This window comes from Terriglobales bacterium (genome assembly GCA_035651995.1).
Lineage (GTDB): Bacteria > Acidobacteriota > Terriglobia > Terriglobales > Acidobacteriaceae > DASRER01.
Genome location: DASRER010000021.1, coordinates 30025 through 47733 on the forward strand (window position 1 = coordinate 30025; position 17709 = coordinate 47733).

Below are 17709 nucleotides of genomic sequence, written 5' to 3' on the forward strand. Positions count from 1 at the left end.
AGGCGCCGGTTTCGCACTCGGGGCTGGAAAAAAGCAGAGCTGGATTGCCACGACTCTACGGTCGCTCCTCCGTGCGGTCAATTACCCGAAAGCAGTGCAGGGAAGTGGAAAAAGGCGATGAACGGTGGATAGCGGCGGTGAATTCGTCAGCGGGGTTACGCAGTGGCCGTCCTGGTTGCTTCAGCCGCCTGCTGGCGCAGGTAAAGAAATAGCGGCAGGCCGAGCGAGACACCTACGAGCAGGTTGGCGACGATGGGCGCCCAGCGATGACGCACACCGGCGCGCTTGCCCTCGATCGCTACCAGGACCCACAGCACGAGCGACGACACGATCACGTCCATGCCGAAGAACCCGCTGACTGGCGTCGCGAAGAGCTGCTGGACGAAGATGCGCATGTCGAGCCCGTGCTCGCGGACGAAGGGCAGGAATTGCCACAGCGGGAGGGCAGCGCCCAGGAGACAGAGCAGCAGGCAGAGCGTGCGTGGCTTCATGGCAGCTCCTTACGCCAAGCCGGGCCAGGTTCCCACGAAACGGCACAAAGGTTACACAAAGGAGCTTCGGACGCGAGCCCTTTGTTGTGCCCTTCGTGTCCTTATTTGAAAGTGACCGGCCTTACGCGAACAGGAATTCCTTGGTGCGCAGGTCGCGGACGCGGTCGCGGAGTTTGGCGGCCTGCTCGAACTCGAAGCGCTTGGCGGCTTCGCGCATGTCGGCCTCGAGCCTGGCGATGTAGGCGTCGAGCTCTTCCTGCGACTTGAATTCGGGGACCTCGTCGCTGGCCGAGGTCACGTCCACGTAGTCGGCTTCGACGATTGACGCCAGCGCCATGCTCACCGGCCGCACGATGCTCTCCGGCGTGATGCCGTGCTCCTCGTTGTAGGCGCGCTGGATGGCGCGGCGGCGCTCGGTTTCGTCGATCGCCTTCTTCATCGAGTCGGTCATGCGGTCGGCGTAGAGGATGGAGCGGCCGTTCAGGTTGCGGGCGCAGCGTCCAATGGTCTGGATGAGCGAGCCGGAGGAGCGCAGGAAGCCTTCCTTGTCGGCGTCGAGAATGGCGACCAGCGATACCTCGGGCAGGTCGAGCCCTTCGCGCAGCAGGTTGATGCCGATGAGCACGTCGAACTCGCCGCGGCGCAGGTCACGCAGGATTTTCACGCGCTCCAGCGTCTCGATCTCCGAATGCATGTAGCGGCAGCGCACGCCGACTTCGGTGTAGTACTCGGCCAGGTCTTCGGCCATGCGCTTGGTCAGCGTGGTGACGAGCACGCGCTCTTTGCGCGCCACACGCGCGCGGATTTCGTGCAGCAAATCGTCAATCTGGCCTTTGACGGGGCGGACTTCGACTTCGGGATCCACCAGGCCGGTGGGCCGGATGATCTGTTCGGTCACAACGCCGGCCGACTTGGTCAGCTCGTACGGCCCGGGCGTCGCCGAGACGTAGATGGCCTGGTTCACGCGGTGCTCGAATTCCTCGAAGGTGAGCGGACGGTTGTCCAGCGCGGAGGGCAGGCGGAATCCGTACTCGATGAGCACTTCCTTGCGCGAGCGGTCGCCGTGCCACATGGCGTGGAGCTGCGGCACGGTCTGGTGGGATTCGTCCACGAAGAGCAGGAAGTCGCGCGGGACGTAATCGAGCAGCGTGGGCGGCGGTTCGCCCGGGAGCCGGCCGGTGAAGTGGCGCGAGTAGTTCTCGATGCCGTGGCAGTAGCCGACTTCCTTCATCATCTCCAGGTCAAAGCGCGTGCGCTGGTGGATGCGCTGCGATTCGACCATGCGTCCCTGGCCCTCGAGTTCTTTTTCCCACCATGCCAGTTCTTTCAGGATGCTTTCGATGGCGCGGTTCTTGGTCTCCGGCTTCATCACGTAGTGCGTCTTGGGATAGATCGGGAGCCGGGCATAGCGCTGGCGCACGGCGCCGAACAGCGGATCGATTTGCGAGAGCGACTCGACCTCGTCGCCGAACAGCTCGATGCGGTAGGCGAAGTCGTCGTAAGTGGGGAAGACCTCGATCACGTCGCCGCGCACGCGGAAGGAGCCGCGGCGGAAGTCGGTGTCGTTGCGCTCGTAGAGAATTTCGACCAGCTTGCGGAGAATTTCCTGGCGGGCGATCTTCTGTCCCTTTTCCAGGAACAGCAGCATGCCGTAGTAGGCCTCGGGCGAGCCCAGGCCGTAGATGCAGCTCACCGAAGCGACGATGATGCAGTCCCGCCGCTCGAACAGCGAGCGCGTGGCGGAGAGGCGGAGCTTATCCAGCTCGTCATTGATCGTGGCTTCCTTCTCGATGTAGACGTCGGCGGAAGGAATGTAGGCCTCGGGCTGGTAGTAATCGTAGTAGCTGACGAAATATTCAACGGCGTTCTGCGGGAAAAACTGCTTGAATTCGTGGAAGAGTTGCGCGGCCAGCGTCTTGTTGTGCGCCAGCACCAGCGCCGGCCGGTTCACCTGCTCGATCACCTTGGCCATGGTGTACGTTTTGCCCGAGCCGGTGACGCCGAGCAGCACCTGGTGCTTCTCGCCGTCGAACACACCCCGGCTCAGCGACTCGATGGCCGTGCCCTGGTCGCCCTGCGGCTGGTAGTCGGAGACGAGCTTGAAATCGGGCATAGCTGCTGGCTGCCGGCGACTAGCTGCTGGCTCAGCGCCGTTTGATTCGGCCGGAAGCAGGCAGCGAGCAGCTGGCAGCGTTTCCAGCGGCTGAGTATCTCCTGATTATAACTGCGGCGGAGCAGCGGGCGCGGGAGGCGGCGGATCGGATGCTTCGCCGACCACGCCGAGCACGCGCGACTCGGTGCGGAACTTCCGGTAGTCGCGATAGGCGATGTTGAGGTTGAGATTGAAGCCCTTGAACAGCAGGAGCCGCGCGTCCACGTGCACGTTGGCGAGCTGCGGCAGCCAGACTTCATCGTTCACACGCGTCTGCTCGAAGTGGAAGCGCGTGCCCTTGTGCACGCGCGCGATGAAGCCACCCCAGGAAATCGTGTCGATCACTTCCAGGTCGCCTTTGACGAACTGTGAGTCCTGCTGATCGATCCAGACCTGGCCGCGGATTTTGGGGAGCACCTTCGCCCCCTTCAGCTTCGGCTGATAGCCGGGCCGGGGATCGCCCTTGATGACCCACGCCGGACGGCCGTTCACCACCTCCTGGCCGACGAGCGTGAAGATGTAGGCTTCGGCCAGCTCCTTGTCGAAGGCGCGGCTTTCTTCGCGCTCCTTCTCTTCTTTCTCCAGCCGCTTCTTCCTGTCGCCGGGGCCCTCGTTCTTGCGCTTCTCGGCGATCTTGTTGACGCGCTTTTCTTCCTTCTCTGCCTCGTCGGGCGGCAGCGGCTTGTCGTTTTTCTCGATGAGCCGCTCGATGGGTTCGCCGTAGAGGACCATGATCTCGTACGTCTTGGTCTCGACGGACCTGGTGTTGCCGCTGCCGTCGAGCTTGTGTTCCTCCACGCGCTGAATGTAGGTGTAGTTGCGCTGTCTGCGGTCGTTCTCTTCGTCGTTCTCGGCGGCCTTGCGGATGAGTTCTTTTGGGTCCGGCGGCGCTACAGCCGCCGAGGCCGCTACGCCTGCCGCTAAAGCTGGCGGCGGCGCAGCCGGCGCGGAGGTTTGTCCCGCTGCCGTGACCGACACGGCGCCGAGCATCGCCGCCAGCAAGAGTTGCCGCTGCATCCGGGCAGGATACGGCGGAAACGAGCGGCCGGTTCGCGCTTTTTTCACATCACCGGAACGCCGGCATGGCGCCGGCTTGCGCGCACGGCAACCCTGCTGTGCCCGCTGAGTTGCGCGCGGCGCGAAAAAATAAAGCGCGAAACATTGTTGCGCCTTTTTGGTTCAAGCTGACAACAGGTTCGGGCACGCGACGAAAACCCGAATTCGCTGGAGGACCGAGCATGAAACGCAAGTTCGCAATCGGATTGGTGATCGCGGTGATGGCCATGGGCAGCGCGGCGTTCGCGCAAAACCGTGGCGGACAGTGCCACCGGCGCGCGGGCTTCAACATCAACCAGAGGCAGCGCCGGCAGCAGGACCGAATCGCGCAGGGCATTCGCAACGGCTCGCTGAGCGCCAGCGAAGCGGCGCGGCTGGAGCGGCAGGAAGCGGGTTTTGCGCGCATCGAAGCGCGCGATCGGCGCTCGGGCGACGGACTCAGCCTGCGCGAGCGCGAGCAGCTCTATCGCGACCAGAACCGACTCTCGCGCGAAATCCGGCACGAAGAGCACGATAACGACTAGCGACTGAACATCAGGCCATCGGGCCACCGGGCCATTGAGTTCGCGCTTCAAGTTGAGGGAACTACACGAAAGACGCCCTTTCGCGTGCGGAAGGGCGTCGCTGTTTGCCTTGGGTCTGCGAGGGACGGCGCGGCTGAGGCCGCGCCCTCTCGCGAGCGCAGCCGAGGGCTACTTCTTGCGGTGTCCGACCATTTCACTCCGAAACGTGCGCGCGTCCACGCGGGTAAGCCGCTTCACCATCCACGGCTTGAGCAGCGGCTTGTGCGGGATGCCGCACAGGTATTCGGCGATGAACCAGACCGGCTTTGACGTCGTCATCCACTGGCGATCATCAAAGCGCTCCAGGTTCACCGGCTGCGAGAAGCGGCGGAGCGTGCGCTCGCCGCGCAGGTTGAAATAAGCGTGAAAGTAGCTCATGGCCAGTTCGCGCAGCGTGCGGTAAACCGGTTCGCGATAGCGGCAGCTGGTGAAGTTGCTCTTCGCCAGCGCGCCCCAGTGCCCGCGCACTTGGAAGACGGCCATGACGTGATCGGTGTCGTTGTCGGCCTCGAGGTCGAAGATGAGCGGCGGAAAGCCCAGGACGCGCAGCGCCGCCGCGGCAAAAATTGCGCCCTCGAGGCAATGGGCGGTGCGATGTTTGAGCACCATGCGCGGCGACCAGGCGGTGCCGGCCAGGTGATAGGGCGCGTCGTCGAGGAATCTCTGCACTCCCTCCGGCGTCTTCAGCGCGCGCAGCGTGCGCAGTTCGGCGGCGGTGAAACTGGTGAGCGCGCTTGTCATGCGACCAAGAACTTCTTGCCACGGATGTTCGCGGACTTGCACGGGTTAACGGAATTCAGGAATCCATGCAACTTCGTGAAGAGCCGTGGCTGATTTGTTTTTCGCAAACCGCCACCGGCGCTCACTTGAAGATCGCCTTCGGCAGCATGACGTGCACGCCCTTGTTGCCATCCACCAGCTGGGTGATGTCCACGTCGCCGGCCACGCTGGTGAGCATGTAGGCTTCGTCGCGGCTGAGGTGGCGCGCGGTGGCGATGAAGTCAATCATCTCGCGCACCGCCAGCTTGGTCGCCTCGTTCAGGTCTTCGTGGAAGCCCATGCTGATGTAGTGGGTGGGCGTTTCGGCGCGCGGCCAGCGCAGTTTCAAGTCCTTGCGCACGATGAACTGCAGCGTTCCGGTGAGAGACGTTTCCAGCGCGGTGATGTCCACCTCGCCGTTGCCCTGACCGGCGTGCCCGTCTCCGAGGAAGAAGAGCGCGCCGCGCGCGTGCACCGGCAGGAACAGCGTGGCGCCGGCGACGAGTTCTTTGTTGTCGAGGTTGCCGCCATGGATCCACGGCGGCGCGCTGTTGATGCGTCCGGAAACTTCCGGCGGCGCAACGCCCATGCTGCCGAAGAAGGGATGCAGCGGGATTTCCACGCCCGGCGCGAAGCGCGCCAGCATGCGCTCGCGATCGAGCGGGATGATGCGCGTGCGCGGGTAGGGAAAATCTTCCGGCAGGAAGCCGCGTCCCGGAGAGAAGCCGTTGTAGGCGTACGGAATCGCCAGGTCAATTTTCTGGATACGGACTTCGAGCACGTCGCCCGGTTCGGCGCCCTCGATGAACACCGGCCCGGTCAGGATGTGCCCGCCCGGACCCTTGTTGGTGACCTCGCGGTAGATGTCGCGCAGCGACTGCTGCACGTCGCTGGGCGCGACGCCGGCGGCCTCGAGGCGCGTGGGGCTGGAGGTGATGAGCGTCTCGAACTCGACCGCGTCGCCCGACTTGACGCGCAACACCGGCGGCGCGGCCGCGTCGTAGTAGCCCCAGGCGACGGTCTTCGGCGTGGCGGCGAGGTGCTGGGTTTGCGCAACGGCGGCGGCGCAGAGCAGGGCGGTGGTGACGGCGCGTTTGAGCATCCGATGGCCTCGTGGAAGAACGGGCATCGTGCCATAGCGGAGCGAGGAGTGTCGAGTGTGGCGGTACGCAGCGGCCTACCCGCGTTGCCAAATCAGGGCAGACGTGGAGCACCGTGTGCTGGAGATGCGTGTCTCGCCCAGGAAGCCGGGATGGCGTGCCGACGGGCGAGGGCGCCCATCGGGAAATCATCATCCTGAACAACACTGGCGAGACTGGAACAACGCCGCCAGCTCCGCGGGGGAATTCACCAGCACGTCGGGCGGGGCCGCTTCAAGGGTGTGTGGCGCGAAGCCGTAGTTGACGCCGATTGTCCACAGGCCGGCGTTGCGTCCGGTGAGGACATCAATGTCGGAGTCGCCGATGATGGCGGTCTGGTCCGGCGCAGCGTTGGCTTCTTCCAGCAGCGTGCGCGCGCCGAGCGGATCGGGCTTCTTGGTGGGGAAGCTGTTGCCGCCATAGACGCGGAAGAAGAACTCGCCCAGGCCGAGCGCGTCCACGATCTGCTGCGAGGGACGCACCGGCTTGTTGCTAAGCACGGCGAGCGCCCGCGGCGGGCTGCCGTTGCGCGCGCTCTGCGCCGCGCGCAAGGCGTCCTCCACGCCCTCGTAAACCAGCGTGTTGTCGAGCTTGTGTTCGCGGTAGTAGGCGAGAAAAAAGTTCAGCGCCTCGGCCAGGTACTGCTCGTCGTCAGGATCGCCCAGCGCGCGGCGAACGAGCATAGGCGCGCCGTCGCCCACGTAGCTGGCGATCACGTCACATGGCAGCGCCGGGCGCCCGTAGTTCCGGAGCATGGCGTTCACGGAATTCGCCAGGTCGAGACGCGAGTCCACCAGCGTGCCATCCAGGTCGAAGATGAGCAGCTTCAGGCGTTCGGCGGGAATGGGTTGGCGGACTTGCACGGCCATGCGTCCACGCGGAGCAGGGTCCGGCTTCGTGAAAAACTGATCGCCGGAGCATGGCCCTGGTCCGCGCTCCGGCTCCCAGTATAGGTCAGCGTCGCTGGCAATGACGCTGAAGACCCCGCCGCTACTTGCCTTTGAACGCGGCCACGATGCCCAGCCAGTAATCACTGCTGCTGAGCGTGAACGTCGCCCGCGCCGCCTGCGCCGCGCTCACCGTGACGTCTTCGGCGCCGACCTTCTCCGACGACGTGTTCTGGCGAATGATCATGCCGTGACCATTGCCGTCGGTTCCGGCGCTGATCGCCGGTGTGTTGGCGACTGACGCCGCTCCGAACAGCAGTTCGGATGCCTGCGTCGTCGCGGGGGTCGCGCCGGAATCCGGCGTGGTGTTGAGAACCGGGCCCGAGGACACGGCGGCGACCTTGTCGAGCGGGTCGGCCGTGGAAAGCACGCCGGAGTATTCCAGCGCCTGGCAGCGCAGCGTCGTCCCGGCGCCGGAAACCGCGCCGGTCACGGTGTTGGCGCCCGCTTTCGAATTCCACGCATACCACACGGCGAGCCCATGCCCGTCAGTGGTCTGGTCGATTTTGGCAGCCTGCTTCCACAGCGTATTGCCGGCCGAGTCGTTCACAGTGACCGTCCGGCCGGTGCCGGTCATGCGGACAACGAAAACGAGCAGGTTGCCGGCGGCGTTGCTGGCAGGGTAGGCGACGCTGCACGCCGTCGATCCGGAAGTAGCCGCGTGATTGGACTGAACGTAGGCCGGCGCTGGGCCCGGCGTGGAAGATGGTGGCGTCGGCGACGTCGTCCCGCCGGGGATGACCGCCATCACGGTACCCGACTTGGCGCTCTCGGCGACCGAGCTGACCGCGCTGACGGCATAGCAGTATCCCGCGCCCGCGGTGACGGCGCTGTCGGTATAGGTCTTGGTCGGCGCGGAGACGGTGCTCAGGACGGCGAGCGTGCCGCATGAGGCAACGCTGGCGCCGGTGCTGTTGAGCGTGCCCGCCGCGCGATAGACCTTGTAACTGGTGATGCCGGAAGGGTTCGGGTCGGTCCAGTTGAGCGTGGCCGAGTGCGTGGTGGGTGGCGGAACGCTGACAGTTACGGTCACAGTCACGTTCGAGCTCGCCGAGCCGCCTGCGCCAGTCACCGACAAGGTGTACGTTGTGGTGGCCGATGGGCTGACCGTCTGACTTCCGCTCGTCGCTACCGCCGACCCGTTCAGCGTAGCTGAAGTGGCGTTGGTGCTGCTCCAGGTCAGGGTGGTGCTTCCGCCAGCGGTGAGGGTCATGGGGTTGGCGCTGACTGTCGCCGTGGGTGCGGGCGTGGGCTGGCTAGCCGTCGTCACGGTGACGTTCTTTGTGACCGTGCCCCCTGCGCCAGTCGCGGTTAGCGTGTAGGTGGTGGTGCTGGTCGGCGATACCGTCTTGCTGCCCGAGGTCGCTACCGCGCTCCCGTTCAGGGTCACGCTGGTCGCGTTTGTTGTGCTCCAGGTAAGAGTGCTGGATTGTCCGGCGGTGATGCTGGCGGGACTGGCCGAGAGCGTCGCGGTCGGCGCAGGGGCGGGGGCCTTGAAGAACTCGGTCATCGCCGGGGCCGTGGAGGCGCTGCCCGGATACACGCTGCCGCCGAGCAGTCCCAGAACGGTCCGGAGAAGGCTCTGGTGCTGATAGAAGGTTTTGGAAATATAGCCGGTCTTAGAGAACGCCGGGCTGACGACAACGGCATACACTTTGCCGCCACCGTTGGTTGTGTCGGTGAGCGCCTGTTCGAAGAGAATGATGAGCACGCCGTCGGCCTTGAACGCGGGATTCGCGAGCAGCGGCCCGATGTTGTTCTTGAGCCAGGTGTCGGCGACGGCGCGGGTACCCCAGTTCGCCGAATTACTAAGATTAGGAACCACCCAGCTCAGGTTTGGCAGCGTGCCGTTGTTCAGGTCGGTGGCGAATTGCGAGAACGGCGCCAGGTTTGATTTCTGGTTCGTCGAGTTTGCGACGTCGGTGAAGTACGCGAAAGGATTGCGGTACTTCACATAAGGCGTGACATCGCCGCCGGTGTAGCCGGCCGAGGGCAGGCTTTCCGCGTAGGACTTCCACGTCTTGCCCAGCACCAGGAGCTGTCGGACCAGGTTGTCGGACGACACGGTGCCCGTGTAGCTGTTGCTGTTGGCGGCGACGGCGCCGGTGGTCATCATCATCGAGTTGCCGATCTGAGGGGTGGTATTGGCGTAGTAGTTGGAAGCGTAGCCATACTGCGTCGCCAAACTGTCGAGGTACGGCATGGTGGTATGGAACACGTCGGAGTAGTCTCGGGTGCCTTCCACCACGACCACAACGTGGCCGGCCTTGGGGAGCTGGGCTTGGACCTGGGGGGTGGCCCAGGCCAGCGATACGAAAGCCAGGAGCGCGGCCCGATTGACGACCCGCGGCAGCGAAACGCTTCGGATACCAGTGCGCATCCGTGCAGCGTAGGTGGGCAACTACTCTGCTGGTATGAGGCGGACGGCCGAATTCACTCAGGAACGGACCTCAGCAAGTTACTAGGAGGCATCGAGGGGCCAACGTGAATCACCTTAGGGACGGCTAGTCCTTCTGTGTAGACGGGCTAGTCCTTGCGTGCGATCTGAGCGAAGCACGCTCACATTCTGAGGATTGCGATGTTCGCTGCTCCGGAACGCGACGCCGCGTTTACAATAGCCGCGGGAGACATCGAACCGGATGGCCACAACCAAAGCAGAGCCCAAAGCGCAGCGCGCCGGCGAACCGGTTGCGGCTGCGCCGCCGAAGGGTGCGGGCCGGGAGGGCACGCCCGCCAAGGAACCCAAGCCGGGCGAGAAAACCTACGAAGGACTGACCCGCAAGCAGCTCGTGGATGCGTATCGGCTGATGTACACCTCGCGCCGGGTGGACGATCGCGAGATTCTGCTCAAGCGTCAGCAGAGAATCTTCTTCCAGATATCGGGCGCCGGCCACGAAGCGCTGCTGGTGGCGGCGGGATTTGCTCTGAAGCCCGCCTACGACTGGTTCTACGCCTACTACCGCGATCGCGCGCTCTGCCTCGCGCTGGGCATGACGCCGCTGGAGATGCTGCTCCAGGCCGTGGGCGCCGCCGGCGATCCCAACTCCGGCGGACGCCAGATGCCGTCGCACTGGGGCCACAAGAAACTCAACATCGTGACCCGCTCCTCGCCGACGGGCACGCAATTCCTGCAGGCCGTGGGCTGCGCCGAGGCCGGCCGTTACTTCACGCGGCATCCCGAGGCGGCGGAGAAGAAGCCGGGCAGCTATCGCGAATTCAAAGACGTTATTTTCCACGGGGATGAAGTGGTCTACGTCTCCGGCGGCGATGGAACCACCAGCCAGGGCGAGTTCTGGGAGTCGCTGAACAGCGCTTCGATCGGCAAGCTGCCGATGCTCTACCTGATCGAAGACAACGAGTACGCGATTTCGGTTCCGGTGGAAGCGCAGACTGCCGGCGGCAACATCTCGAGGCTGGTCTCGCAGTTCCCGCACTTCTACTTTGCCGAGGTGGACGGGACCGATCCGGTCGCAAGCTACGCGGTGATTAAGAAGGCAGTGGACCACGTCCGCGCCGGCAACGGTCCGGCGTTCGTGCACGGGCATGTGATCCGTCCGTACTCGCATTCGCTCTCCGACGACGAGCGGCTTTACCGTCCCGATGCCGAGCGGCAGAAGGACGCCGCGCGCGACCCGATCACGCGCATGCAGATGTTCCTTATCCGCGAGAACATCCTGGACGAGGCGGGAATCAACCGTCTGGAAAAGGAAGTGGACGAGGAGGTGCAACACGCCGCCGGGGAAGCACTGGCGGCCGCGCCGCCCACGAAAGATTCCATCTTGCGCTTCATCTATTCGCCCGACCTTGATCCGGCCTCATCCGCGTTCGCGACCGAGCCTGCGCCGCCGAAAGCGGGGAAGGGCGGCGAGGCGCAAGCGCCGCCGGCCAAGACGATGGCGGACCTGATCAACGCCTGCCTGAAGGACGAAATGCGGCGTGACGACCGCATTGTCGTGTTCGGCGAGGACGTGGCCGACTGCACGCGCCAGCAGTATCTGGACCAGAAGCTGATCAAGGGCAAGGGCGGCGTCTTCAAGCTCACGTCGGGGCTGCAATGCGATTTCGGAAGCGACCGCGTGTTCAACTCGCCGCTGGCCGAGGCCACTATCGTGGGACGCGCCGTCGGAATGGCCACGCGCGGGCTCAAGCCGGTGGTGGAAATCCAGTTCTTCGACTATATCTGGCCGGCGATGCACCAGTTGCGCAACGAGCTGCCGCTGATTCGCTGGCGCTCGAACAACGCGTTCTCGGCGCCCGCGGTGGTGCGCGTCGCGATTGGCGGATACCTGACCGGCGGCGCCATCTATCACTCGCAGTGCGGCGAAAGCATCTTCACGCACACGCCGGGCATGCGCGTCGTGTTTCCCTCGAACGCGCTCGACGCCAACGGCCTGCTGCGCACCGCCATCCGCTGCGACGACCCGGTCATGTTCCTGGAGCACAAGCGGTTGTATCGCGAGACCTATGGGCGCGCGCCGTATCCCGGACCGGACTACATGATCCCGTTTGGCAAAGCGAAAGTCGTCAAGCCCGGCACGCAGATGACGGTCGTTACTTATGGCGCGGTCGTGCCGCGCGCGTTGCAGGCGGCGCAGCGCATCGAGCGCGAGCAAGGCCTCAGCGTGGAGCTGATCGATTTGCGGTCTTTGAACCCCTACGACTGGGAGGCGATCGCAAGTTCGGTGCGCAAGACGAGCCGCGTGATCGTCGCCTACGAAGACACGCTCAGCTGGGGCTACGGCGCCGAGATCGCCGCGCGCATCGCCGACGAGCTGTTCGAGGACCTGGACGCGCCGGTGCGCCGCGTGGCGGCAATGGACACGTTTGTCGCGTACCAGCCGTTGCTGGAAGACGAGATACTTCCGCAGGCGGATGACCTGTACGAAGCCATGCAGCAGCTCTCGCAATTCTGAACGAACCCCATGAACCTGCTCGTAATCGGCTCTGGAATGATGGGCTCGGCCGCCGCCTTCGACATGGCGCGCGCCACACAGGTCACATCCATCACGCTGGCTGACCTGGACGCGCGCCGCGCGCGCGAGGCCGCCACGCGTGTGAACCGCCTCGCGCGCAATAAGAAAGTACGGCCGGCTCAGCTCGATGCGTCTTCGGAAAAAGCGGTGCGCAAGCTCATGCGCGAGCACCAGGCCGCGCTTTCGGCCGTGCCCTACTTCTTCAACCTCGGGCTGGCCCACGCCGCCATTGACGCCGGCTGCCACTTCGCCGATCTGGGCGGCAACAACACGGTGGTCCGCGAAGAACTCGCGCTCGGACGCAAGGCCGAGAAGCGCGGCGTGGCCATCGCGCCCGACTGCGGCCTGTCGCCCGGCATGGCTTCGATCCTGGCGGGCGAGCTGATGCGGCGCATCGGCGGGAAAGCGTCGGCGCTGAAGATTTACGTCGGCGGGCTGCCCGAGCGTCCGCATCCGCCGTTTGAGTACCAGCTTGTCTTTTCCGTCGAGGGGCTGATCAACGAGTACGTGGAGCCGGTGCGCGTGCTGCACGACGGCCGGGCCAAGGAAATCGAGCCGCTCACCGAGCCCGAGCCGTTCCGCATCGCCGGATATCCGGTGGAGCTGGTGGCCTTCCACACCTCCGGCGGCGCCTCCACGCTGCCGGAAACTTTCGCCGGCGCGGTGGGCGAGTGCTGGGAAAAAACGCTGCGCACGCCGGGACACTACGAGATGGTGCGGTCTCTTTACGATCTGGGACTGTTCTCCAGCGACAAGCGCAAGTTCGGCAAGGTGGAGCTGGCGCCGCGCGAGATGATGGCGCGCCTGTTCGAAGAAAAGTTCGCGGGTAGCGAGCCTGACGTGGTGATTCTTCGCGTTGAGGCGCACCCACCCAAGCGGCGCGGCCTGCGCGCGATTTTCGGCGGCGCCGAGGAGCCCGCGCCCAAGGTGCTGGCGTTCACCGTCCTTGATCGCTACGACCGGACTTCCGGCATGACGGCGATGATGCGCACCACGGCGTGGCCGGCCTCGATCGTCACCCAGATGCTGGCCTCCGGCGCCATCGCGCGGCGCGGCGGCATCCGGCAGGAACTCGATGTCCCCGCCGACCGCTTCCTCGCCGAAATGGAAGCGCGCGGCATCCGCATCAAGTATTCGGAGGAAGGGTGACGCGCTACCTGAACCGTTTGCAGCCGCTCGGCCTGCTGGTGATGCGCGTGGTGCTGGGCGTCATCATGGTGGCCCACGCCTGGCAGAAGGTCACCGGCGGGCGCAACCTCACCGCCACCGTCTCGAGCTGGGGATGGCCGTGGTGGCTGGGCTATGTTTCCACTTACACCGAACTGATCGGCGGCGCGTTGCTCGTCGTCGGCCTGCTCACCCGCGTTTGGGGCCTCGGCCTCACGATTAACATGGTGGTCGCCATCTGGAAAGTCCACTGGAAAAATGGACTCATCGGGCAGGGCTCCATCGAGTTCCCGCTGGCGCTGGCGGCGATTGCCTTCGCGCTGATTTGGCTGGGTGCGGGACCGCTTTCGATTGATTACCTGTTCTTCGGCGAGCCAGGCGGCGCGCGGCCAGCGAAGGCGGCGAAGAAGTAGGGTGGGCGCCGAAACCAAAAGCTAACCACATAGGGGCACAAAGGAAGGACACAACGGAGGCCATTTTTTTTGTGGCGTTCGTGGGACCTTCGCGTCCTTTGCGGTTTGCTTTTTTAGGCTACTGCGCCACGGCCCGATTGCGCCGCCAGTAAAGGTATCCCGGAATCCCCAGCGCGACGATTCCAATTCCCGCCAGCGACTCCACCGGCCGCTGCCACACCACGTTCAGCGCCCAGATCGCCGTAACGATCACGTACAGTCCCGGCAGCGCCGGGTATCCGGTGCAGCGATACGGACGCTCGGCATTGGGACGCTTCCAGCGCAGCGCGAACAGGCCGGCCACGGTGAATGTGTATCCCAGCACGGTCATAAACATGGTGTAGGTGAAAAGCTGCTCGTAGCGGCCGGTGAGCGTGAGGATGGCGCTCCAGATGAATTGAAGAATCAGGCTGTTCACCGGCGTGTGCCACTTCGGATGCACCTTGGCGACCGACTTGAAAAACAGCCCGTCTTTCGCCATGGCGTAGTGCACGCGCGCTCCGCTCAGCGTGCTGCAAGAGAGCGCGCCAAAGCAGGAGAGCGCGATCAGGGCTGAGAGCCACTGCCCGATTGCGGGTGAAAACAACGCGACCGCGGCGGCGCGGGCGGTCGTCTCTTCGCCTTCCGCGATCCCGCGGAGCGGCAGCGCGTACAGGTATGCCGCATTCATGCTGATGTAGATTGCGGCCACGCAGATCACGCCGACCAGCAGCGCGCGCGGCAGGTTGCGGCGCGGGTCTTTCACTTCGCCCGCCGCCCAGCTCACGAATTCCCATCCGTCGTAGGCCCAGAAGACGGCGATGAGCGCCACGCCGAAGCGGGATAGCGCCGGCCACATTCCCATGGACGGCAGCGCCGCCACCGACGCCGCCGTGAAGTGCGACCACGAGCCCTTGCCGATGGCGAAGCCGAGCACCACGAAGGCCGCGATGGCGGCAAACTTCATCCAGTTGGCCACGTTCTGCAAGGTCACCGCTTTGCGAAGGCCGATCATGTTGACCCACGTGATGAGCGCATTGGCGGAGATCGCGATGAGATGAAGTCCGGTGAGTTGCCAGCCGCCAATCCGCATCAGCACGCGATCGCCACCCAGGGCGGGAACGAGCGCGCTGAAGTAGTGCGCGAAGCCCATGGAGATGGTGGCGTTGCCCCCGCCCATCATGACCGCAAAGATCATCCAGCCGTAGAGAAAGGCGACGAGATCACCGAAGGCCTCGCGGACGTACACGTACTGCCCGCCGGCCTCGGGGAACATCGTGCCCAGTTCGGCGCAGGCGAAGCAGGCGAACAGCGTGATCACCGCTCCGGCGACCCAGACCAGCAGGAAAATCGCCGGATGCGAAACATTGCCGGCAATGTCGCGCGCCGTCAGGAAGACGCCTGAGCCGACCGAGCCGCCGACGAGAAGCAGGATGGTGTCCGTCAGCGTGAGTCCGCGGATGAGTTTGGGCGGCTCGCGTTCGGCGACTGCGGCGTGTGGTTCAGCGGCGGAGATGGAGTTCATGAGGGCGGGTCATCCCATGGCGAGTTCGTCGGCCGATTCCAGCGGCGTGCCGCAGGTGCGGCAGATGACGGCGGAGCAGTCGCCGCACACCAGCGGATCGGTGACCGCCTTCTCGCATCGCGGGCAGTAGAGTGCCGGCTGGGGCGGCGGAAACTCGGCATTCACAGCCATGCGAGCCAGAGCGTAGCATAGCAGGGAGTTCGCAGGTCTCAGCAAAGGCGCGAAGAGCTGGCGCGCGAGAGCTGGGGACCGGGAACGGAGAACCGAGAACTGAGGGCTTATGGCTGCCATCACACCCGACGACAAGCTGCGCGAAGAGTTCAACAAGTGGGCCGAGGCGGGCAAAGGCGAGGAGATGGAGCGCCATCACCTCGACATTACCGAGAAGACCATCCGGCAGATGGAGCTGCGCGCGGGCGAGCGCGTGCTCGATCTGGGCTGCGGCGCGGGATGGGCCTCGCGCATCCTGGCGCGCCTGGTGGGCGACGGGCCGGAGGGGTTCGGGCAGGTGGTCGGCCTGGACATCTCCGATGAAATGATCCGCCGCGCCCGCGCCGCCTCGCGCGACTTCGACAACCTGATGTTCGTGTGGGGCTCGGCGCAGCAGATCCCGTGGGAAGAAAACTTCTTCGACAAAGTGCTCTCGGTCGAATCCTTTTATTACTACCCCGAGCAGGAGCGCGTGCTGGCCGAACTGTTTCGCGTGATGGCGCCGCGCGGGCGCCTGTTCATCCTCATCAACCTGTATAGGGACAATCCCTACTCGCTGCGCTGGATAGAGGAGCTGAAGGTGCCGGTGCACGCGCGCTCCAAAGACGAGTACGTGCAGTTGCTCCGCGCCAACGCCTTCCAAGACGTGGAGGCCTTCCAGATTCCCGACGACACGCCCACGCCCGACGAATACACCGGCCGCTGGTTTAAGAACGCGGACGAGTTGCGCGACTTCAAGCGCATCGGCGCGCTGCTTCTGGTGGCAAGGAAGCCGGACGTACGGAATCCCGGGCCGGCGTATCAGATTTACTAGTTAACCTCTCAAGCCCACCCTAATGCAGTGGCACTTCCGTTATGTAAAGGCGCTGGTCCTTGGAGGTCAGAAAGACAAGATTATCGTCGGTGCCGCAGGCGAACGCGAACCCTGTCTCGAGGGGGGCGCCATAGATTCGGCGGATCTCCCCGGTCTCAAAGTCGTACAGGGCATAAAGTGCCTTAAACAGGTTCCCCTCCTTGTCTGTTCCGAGGAATTGACCTAACAACAGGCCTTGAGCGACGCTAGCGGATTCGAGCTGTACGTCGCCCGATGGCGGCTTGAGTGGAAAGCTTCTTGTCACTCTCCCTAACGAGTCGATCACTCGAACCTGAGGACGGATCCGGCCACGAACCATGTAGGCCATCCCACCTGGGCCGTGAATCAAATCGCCAAAACGTCTCGTGGAATCTCGAACGTCTGGCGGAAGCTCAGGCTCAATGCTTTCCTCGGTACTTGGAGGCGATGCCGGCGAGTGCAGCCCGATCTTGCGGATCATCTTCCCCGAGGCATTGAAGAGCGCAGTAAAGTCATGAGGTTTGCCCTCGTCTTTTGAGAACACACCTCCGGATACAAGAGCGTTGCCGTTGTCAAACACGAAGAGACCGTAGCCATGGACTGGCACGTCCAGACGGACCTTCGAAACGAGCCCGCCTGTCGTATTGAACTTGAGCAGATAAGAGTCGTCCTTGCTATCTCCGAGTAAGGCGAAGACAGTTCCATCTGGTTGGAGGTCGTAGGAGTACACTTCACCCGGTGTTACACCCTCGATGTTTGGTGTCGAGAATTCGCCATTCTTGTCACCCTTGGACGAGAGCCGGACAATTGGGGCCAGTCCAGTGTTCGGGAATTGATACCCCCTGAAATAAAGATTTCCTTTGTCGTCGCAGCGAACCGGAATCCCTAACGGGCGGGCAAGCTCGGCGGTTGGTGTTCGCCGAACACCAGTCAGGGGGATCACAAAAACCTGCGCAGTCGTAACGGTAACGAGGGTGACGGCAAGACACGTCAGAAGAGAAACCCGCATTATCGCGCCCCCTCCAGACGCGCGACCGTCGGGGTCGCTGAGGCGGCGCGAACGCGAACAAACTGGCCGTCGCAGCTCGGGACATAGAAAGTCCCGGCCCAGACGCCTTGTCGCAAACCAGGGGCATTGTTGAACGTCCCTCCTCCGCCGCAGCGAACGCTCGATTGATACGCATCCCCGACATATTCATTTGAACAGCAGATTTTCCAGTTGTAGGTGCACGTCGAACAATTGTGATCAGGGTAACCACAGGTATGAACGGAGATCTGATGCGAACACAGGGTGCAGTTGAAAGTTTGCGGATAGTAAGACGCCGTGCTGCATTCGCACGCAGCAGTCGCCTTAGCGGGGGCAGCCATGCAACTCAACAGCGCCAAGAGAAAAGCGAGCAGAAACCCGTGAAGCTTCATCGTGACCTCCTAGGCTCGATTATCGCGACTTGGCGTCGCGAAATA

The 17709-nt window shown here is 64.0% G+C and carries 15 protein-coding genes; 6 read left to right on the forward strand and 9 right to left on the reverse strand.

The window, feature by feature from the left end:
• Positions 1-155: 155 nt before the first annotated feature.
• The 3 genes from VFA60_07605 to VFA60_07615 all read right to left on the reverse strand — a co-directional run bounded on the left by VFA60_07605 (position 156) and on the right by VFA60_07615 (position 3660).
• Positions 156-491, reverse strand: coding sequence for a DUF2834 domain-containing protein (locus VFA60_07605; GenBank protein HZQ91638.1), 336 nt, complete (start codon positions 489-491; stop codon positions 156-158).
• 121 nt (positions 492-612) lie between these two features.
• Entirely contained in the window at positions 613-2604 is a 1992-nt protein-coding gene (gene uvrB / locus VFA60_07610; protein ID HZQ91639.1) for an excinuclease ABC subunit UvrB, read from the reverse strand.
• A 105-nt stretch (positions 2605-2709) separates the two neighbouring features.
• On the reverse strand, positions 2710-3660 hold the full coding sequence (locus VFA60_07615) for a hypothetical protein (GenBank protein HZQ91640.1): 951 nt from the start codon (positions 3658-3660) through the stop codon (positions 2710-2712).
• Between the two features lie 221 nt (positions 3661-3881).
• On the opposite strand from VFA60_07615, the gene VFA60_07620 reads away from it, so the two are divergent.
• On the forward strand, positions 3882-4223 hold the full coding sequence (locus VFA60_07620) for a hypothetical protein (protein ID HZQ91641.1): 342 nt from the start codon (positions 3882-3884) through the stop codon (positions 4221-4223).
• Positions 4224-4391: 168 nt separating this feature from the next.
• Here the strand turns inward: VFA60_07620 and VFA60_07625 are convergent, their stop codons facing one another.
• The 4 genes from VFA60_07625 to VFA60_07640 all read right to left on the reverse strand — a co-directional run bounded on the left by VFA60_07625 (position 4392) and on the right by VFA60_07640 (position 9487).
• On the reverse strand, positions 4392-5003 hold the full coding sequence (locus VFA60_07625; GenBank protein ID HZQ91642.1) for a hypothetical protein: 612 nt from the start codon (positions 5001-5003) through the stop codon (positions 4392-4394).
• A 121-nt stretch (positions 5004-5124) separates the two neighbouring features.
• Positions 5125-6123 carry an acetamidase/formamidase family protein gene (locus tag VFA60_07630; GenBank protein HZQ91643.1) on the reverse strand — a complete coding sequence of 333 codons (999 nt, stop codon included), beginning with the start codon at positions 6121-6123 and terminating at the stop codon, positions 5125-5127.
• Between the two features lie 189 nt (positions 6124-6312).
• Positions 6313-7029, reverse strand: coding sequence for an HAD-IA family hydrolase (locus tag VFA60_07635; protein HZQ91644.1), 717 nt, complete (start codon positions 7027-7029; stop codon positions 6313-6315).
• Between the two features lie 121 nt (positions 7030-7150).
• Entirely contained in the window at positions 7151-9487 is a 2337-nt protein-coding gene (locus VFA60_07640) for an alkaline phosphatase family protein (GenBank protein ID HZQ91645.1), read from the reverse strand.
• Positions 9488-9746: 259 nt separating this feature from the next.
• On the opposite strand from VFA60_07640, the gene VFA60_07645 reads away from it, so the two are divergent.
• From VFA60_07645 to VFA60_07655, 3 genes are read left to right on the forward strand one after another with little or no spacing between them, the layout of a single operon-like run.
• A complete protein-coding gene (locus tag VFA60_07645) occupies positions 9747-12020 on the forward strand; it encodes a dehydrogenase E1 component subunit alpha/beta (GenBank protein HZQ91646.1) in 2274 nt (757 codons plus the stop codon).
• 9 nt (positions 12021-12029) lie between these two features.
• Positions 12030-13229 carry a saccharopine dehydrogenase C-terminal domain-containing protein gene (locus VFA60_07650; GenBank protein HZQ91647.1) on the forward strand — a complete coding sequence of 400 codons (1200 nt, stop codon included), beginning with the start codon at positions 12030-12032 and terminating at the stop codon, positions 13227-13229.
• Positions 13226-13660 (forward strand): DoxX family protein, encoded by a 435-nt coding sequence (locus tag VFA60_07655; protein ID HZQ91648.1) that lies wholly within the window; start codon positions 13226-13228, stop codon positions 13658-13660. The genes VFA60_07650 and VFA60_07655 overlap by 4 nt, the downstream gene beginning before the upstream one ends.
• Before the next feature lie 118 nt (positions 13661-13778).
• On the opposite strand, the gene VFA60_07660 is transcribed toward VFA60_07655, so the two are convergent.
• Positions 13779-15203 (reverse strand): amino acid permease, encoded by a 1425-nt coding sequence (locus VFA60_07660; protein HZQ91649.1) that lies wholly within the window; start codon positions 15201-15203, stop codon positions 13779-13781.
• Here VFA60_07660 and VFA60_07665 point away from each other — a divergent pair.
• Entirely contained in the window at positions 15202-15333 is a 132-nt protein-coding gene (locus VFA60_07665; protein ID HZQ91650.1) for a hypothetical protein, read from the forward strand. The genes VFA60_07660 and VFA60_07665 overlap by 2 nt on opposite strands.
• A gap of 150 nt (positions 15334-15483) precedes the next feature.
• On the forward strand, positions 15484-16227 hold the full coding sequence (locus VFA60_07670; protein HZQ91651.1) for a class I SAM-dependent methyltransferase: 744 nt from the start codon (positions 15484-15486) through the stop codon (positions 16225-16227).
• A gap of 19 nt (positions 16228-16246) precedes the next feature.
• On the opposite strand, the gene VFA60_07675 is transcribed toward VFA60_07670, so the two are convergent.
• Positions 16247-17254, reverse strand: coding sequence for a hypothetical protein (locus tag VFA60_07675; protein ID HZQ91652.1), 1008 nt, complete (start codon positions 17252-17254; stop codon positions 16247-16249).
• Positions 17255-17709 lie beyond the last annotated feature (455 nt).

What these genes read in the sequence shown, in the direction of transcription:
- VFA60_07635 (HZQ91644.1), bottom strand. Translation starts at nt 7,029, where the DNA reads ATGGCCGTGCAAGTCCGCCAACCCATTCCCGCCGAACGCCTGAAGCTG.
- VFA60_07650 (HZQ91647.1), top strand. Translation starts at nt 12,030, where the DNA reads ATGAACCTGCTCGTAATCGGCTCTGGAATGATGGGCTCGGCCGCCGCC.
- VFA60_07665 (HZQ91650.1), top strand. Translation starts at nt 15,202, where the DNA reads ATGAGGGCGGGTCATCCCATGGCGAGTTCGTCGGCCGATTCCAGCGGC.
- VFA60_07630 (HZQ91643.1), bottom strand. Translation starts at nt 6,123, where the DNA reads ATGCTCAAACGCGCCGTCACCACCGCCCTGCTCTGCGCCGCCGCCGTT.
- VFA60_07625 (HZQ91642.1), bottom strand. Translation starts at nt 5,003, where the DNA reads ATGACAAGCGCGCTCACCAGTTTCACCGCCGCCGAACTGCGCACGCTG.
- VFA60_07615 (HZQ91640.1), bottom strand. Translation starts at nt 3,660, where the DNA reads ATGCAGCGGCAACTCTTGCTGGCGGCGATGCTCGGCGCCGTGTCGGTC.
- VFA60_07640 (HZQ91645.1), bottom strand. Translation starts at nt 9,487, where the DNA reads ATGCGCACTGGTATCCGAAGCGTTTCGCTGCCGCGGGTCGTCAATCGG.
- VFA60_07675 (HZQ91652.1), bottom strand. Translation starts at nt 17,254, where the DNA reads ATGCGGGTTTCTCTTCTGACGTGTCTTGCCGTCACCCTCGTTACCGTT.
- VFA60_07645 (HZQ91646.1), top strand. Translation starts at nt 9,747, where the DNA reads ATGGCCACAACCAAAGCAGAGCCCAAAGCGCAGCGCGCCGGCGAACCG.
- VFA60_07670 (HZQ91651.1), top strand. Translation starts at nt 15,484, where the DNA reads ATGGCTGCCATCACACCCGACGACAAGCTGCGCGAAGAGTTCAACAAG.
- VFA60_07660 (HZQ91649.1), bottom strand. Translation starts at nt 15,203, where the DNA reads ATGAACTCCATCTCCGCCGCTGAACCACACGCCGCAGTCGCCGAACGC.
- VFA60_07605 (HZQ91638.1), bottom strand. Translation starts at nt 491, where the DNA reads ATGAAGCCACGCACGCTCTGCCTGCTGCTCTGTCTCCTGGGCGCTGCC.
- uvrB (HZQ91639.1), bottom strand. Translation starts at nt 2,604, where the DNA reads ATGCCCGATTTCAAGCTCGTCTCCGACTACCAGCCGCAGGGCGACCAG.
- VFA60_07620 (HZQ91641.1), top strand. Translation starts at nt 3,882, where the DNA reads ATGAAACGCAAGTTCGCAATCGGATTGGTGATCGCGGTGATGGCCATG.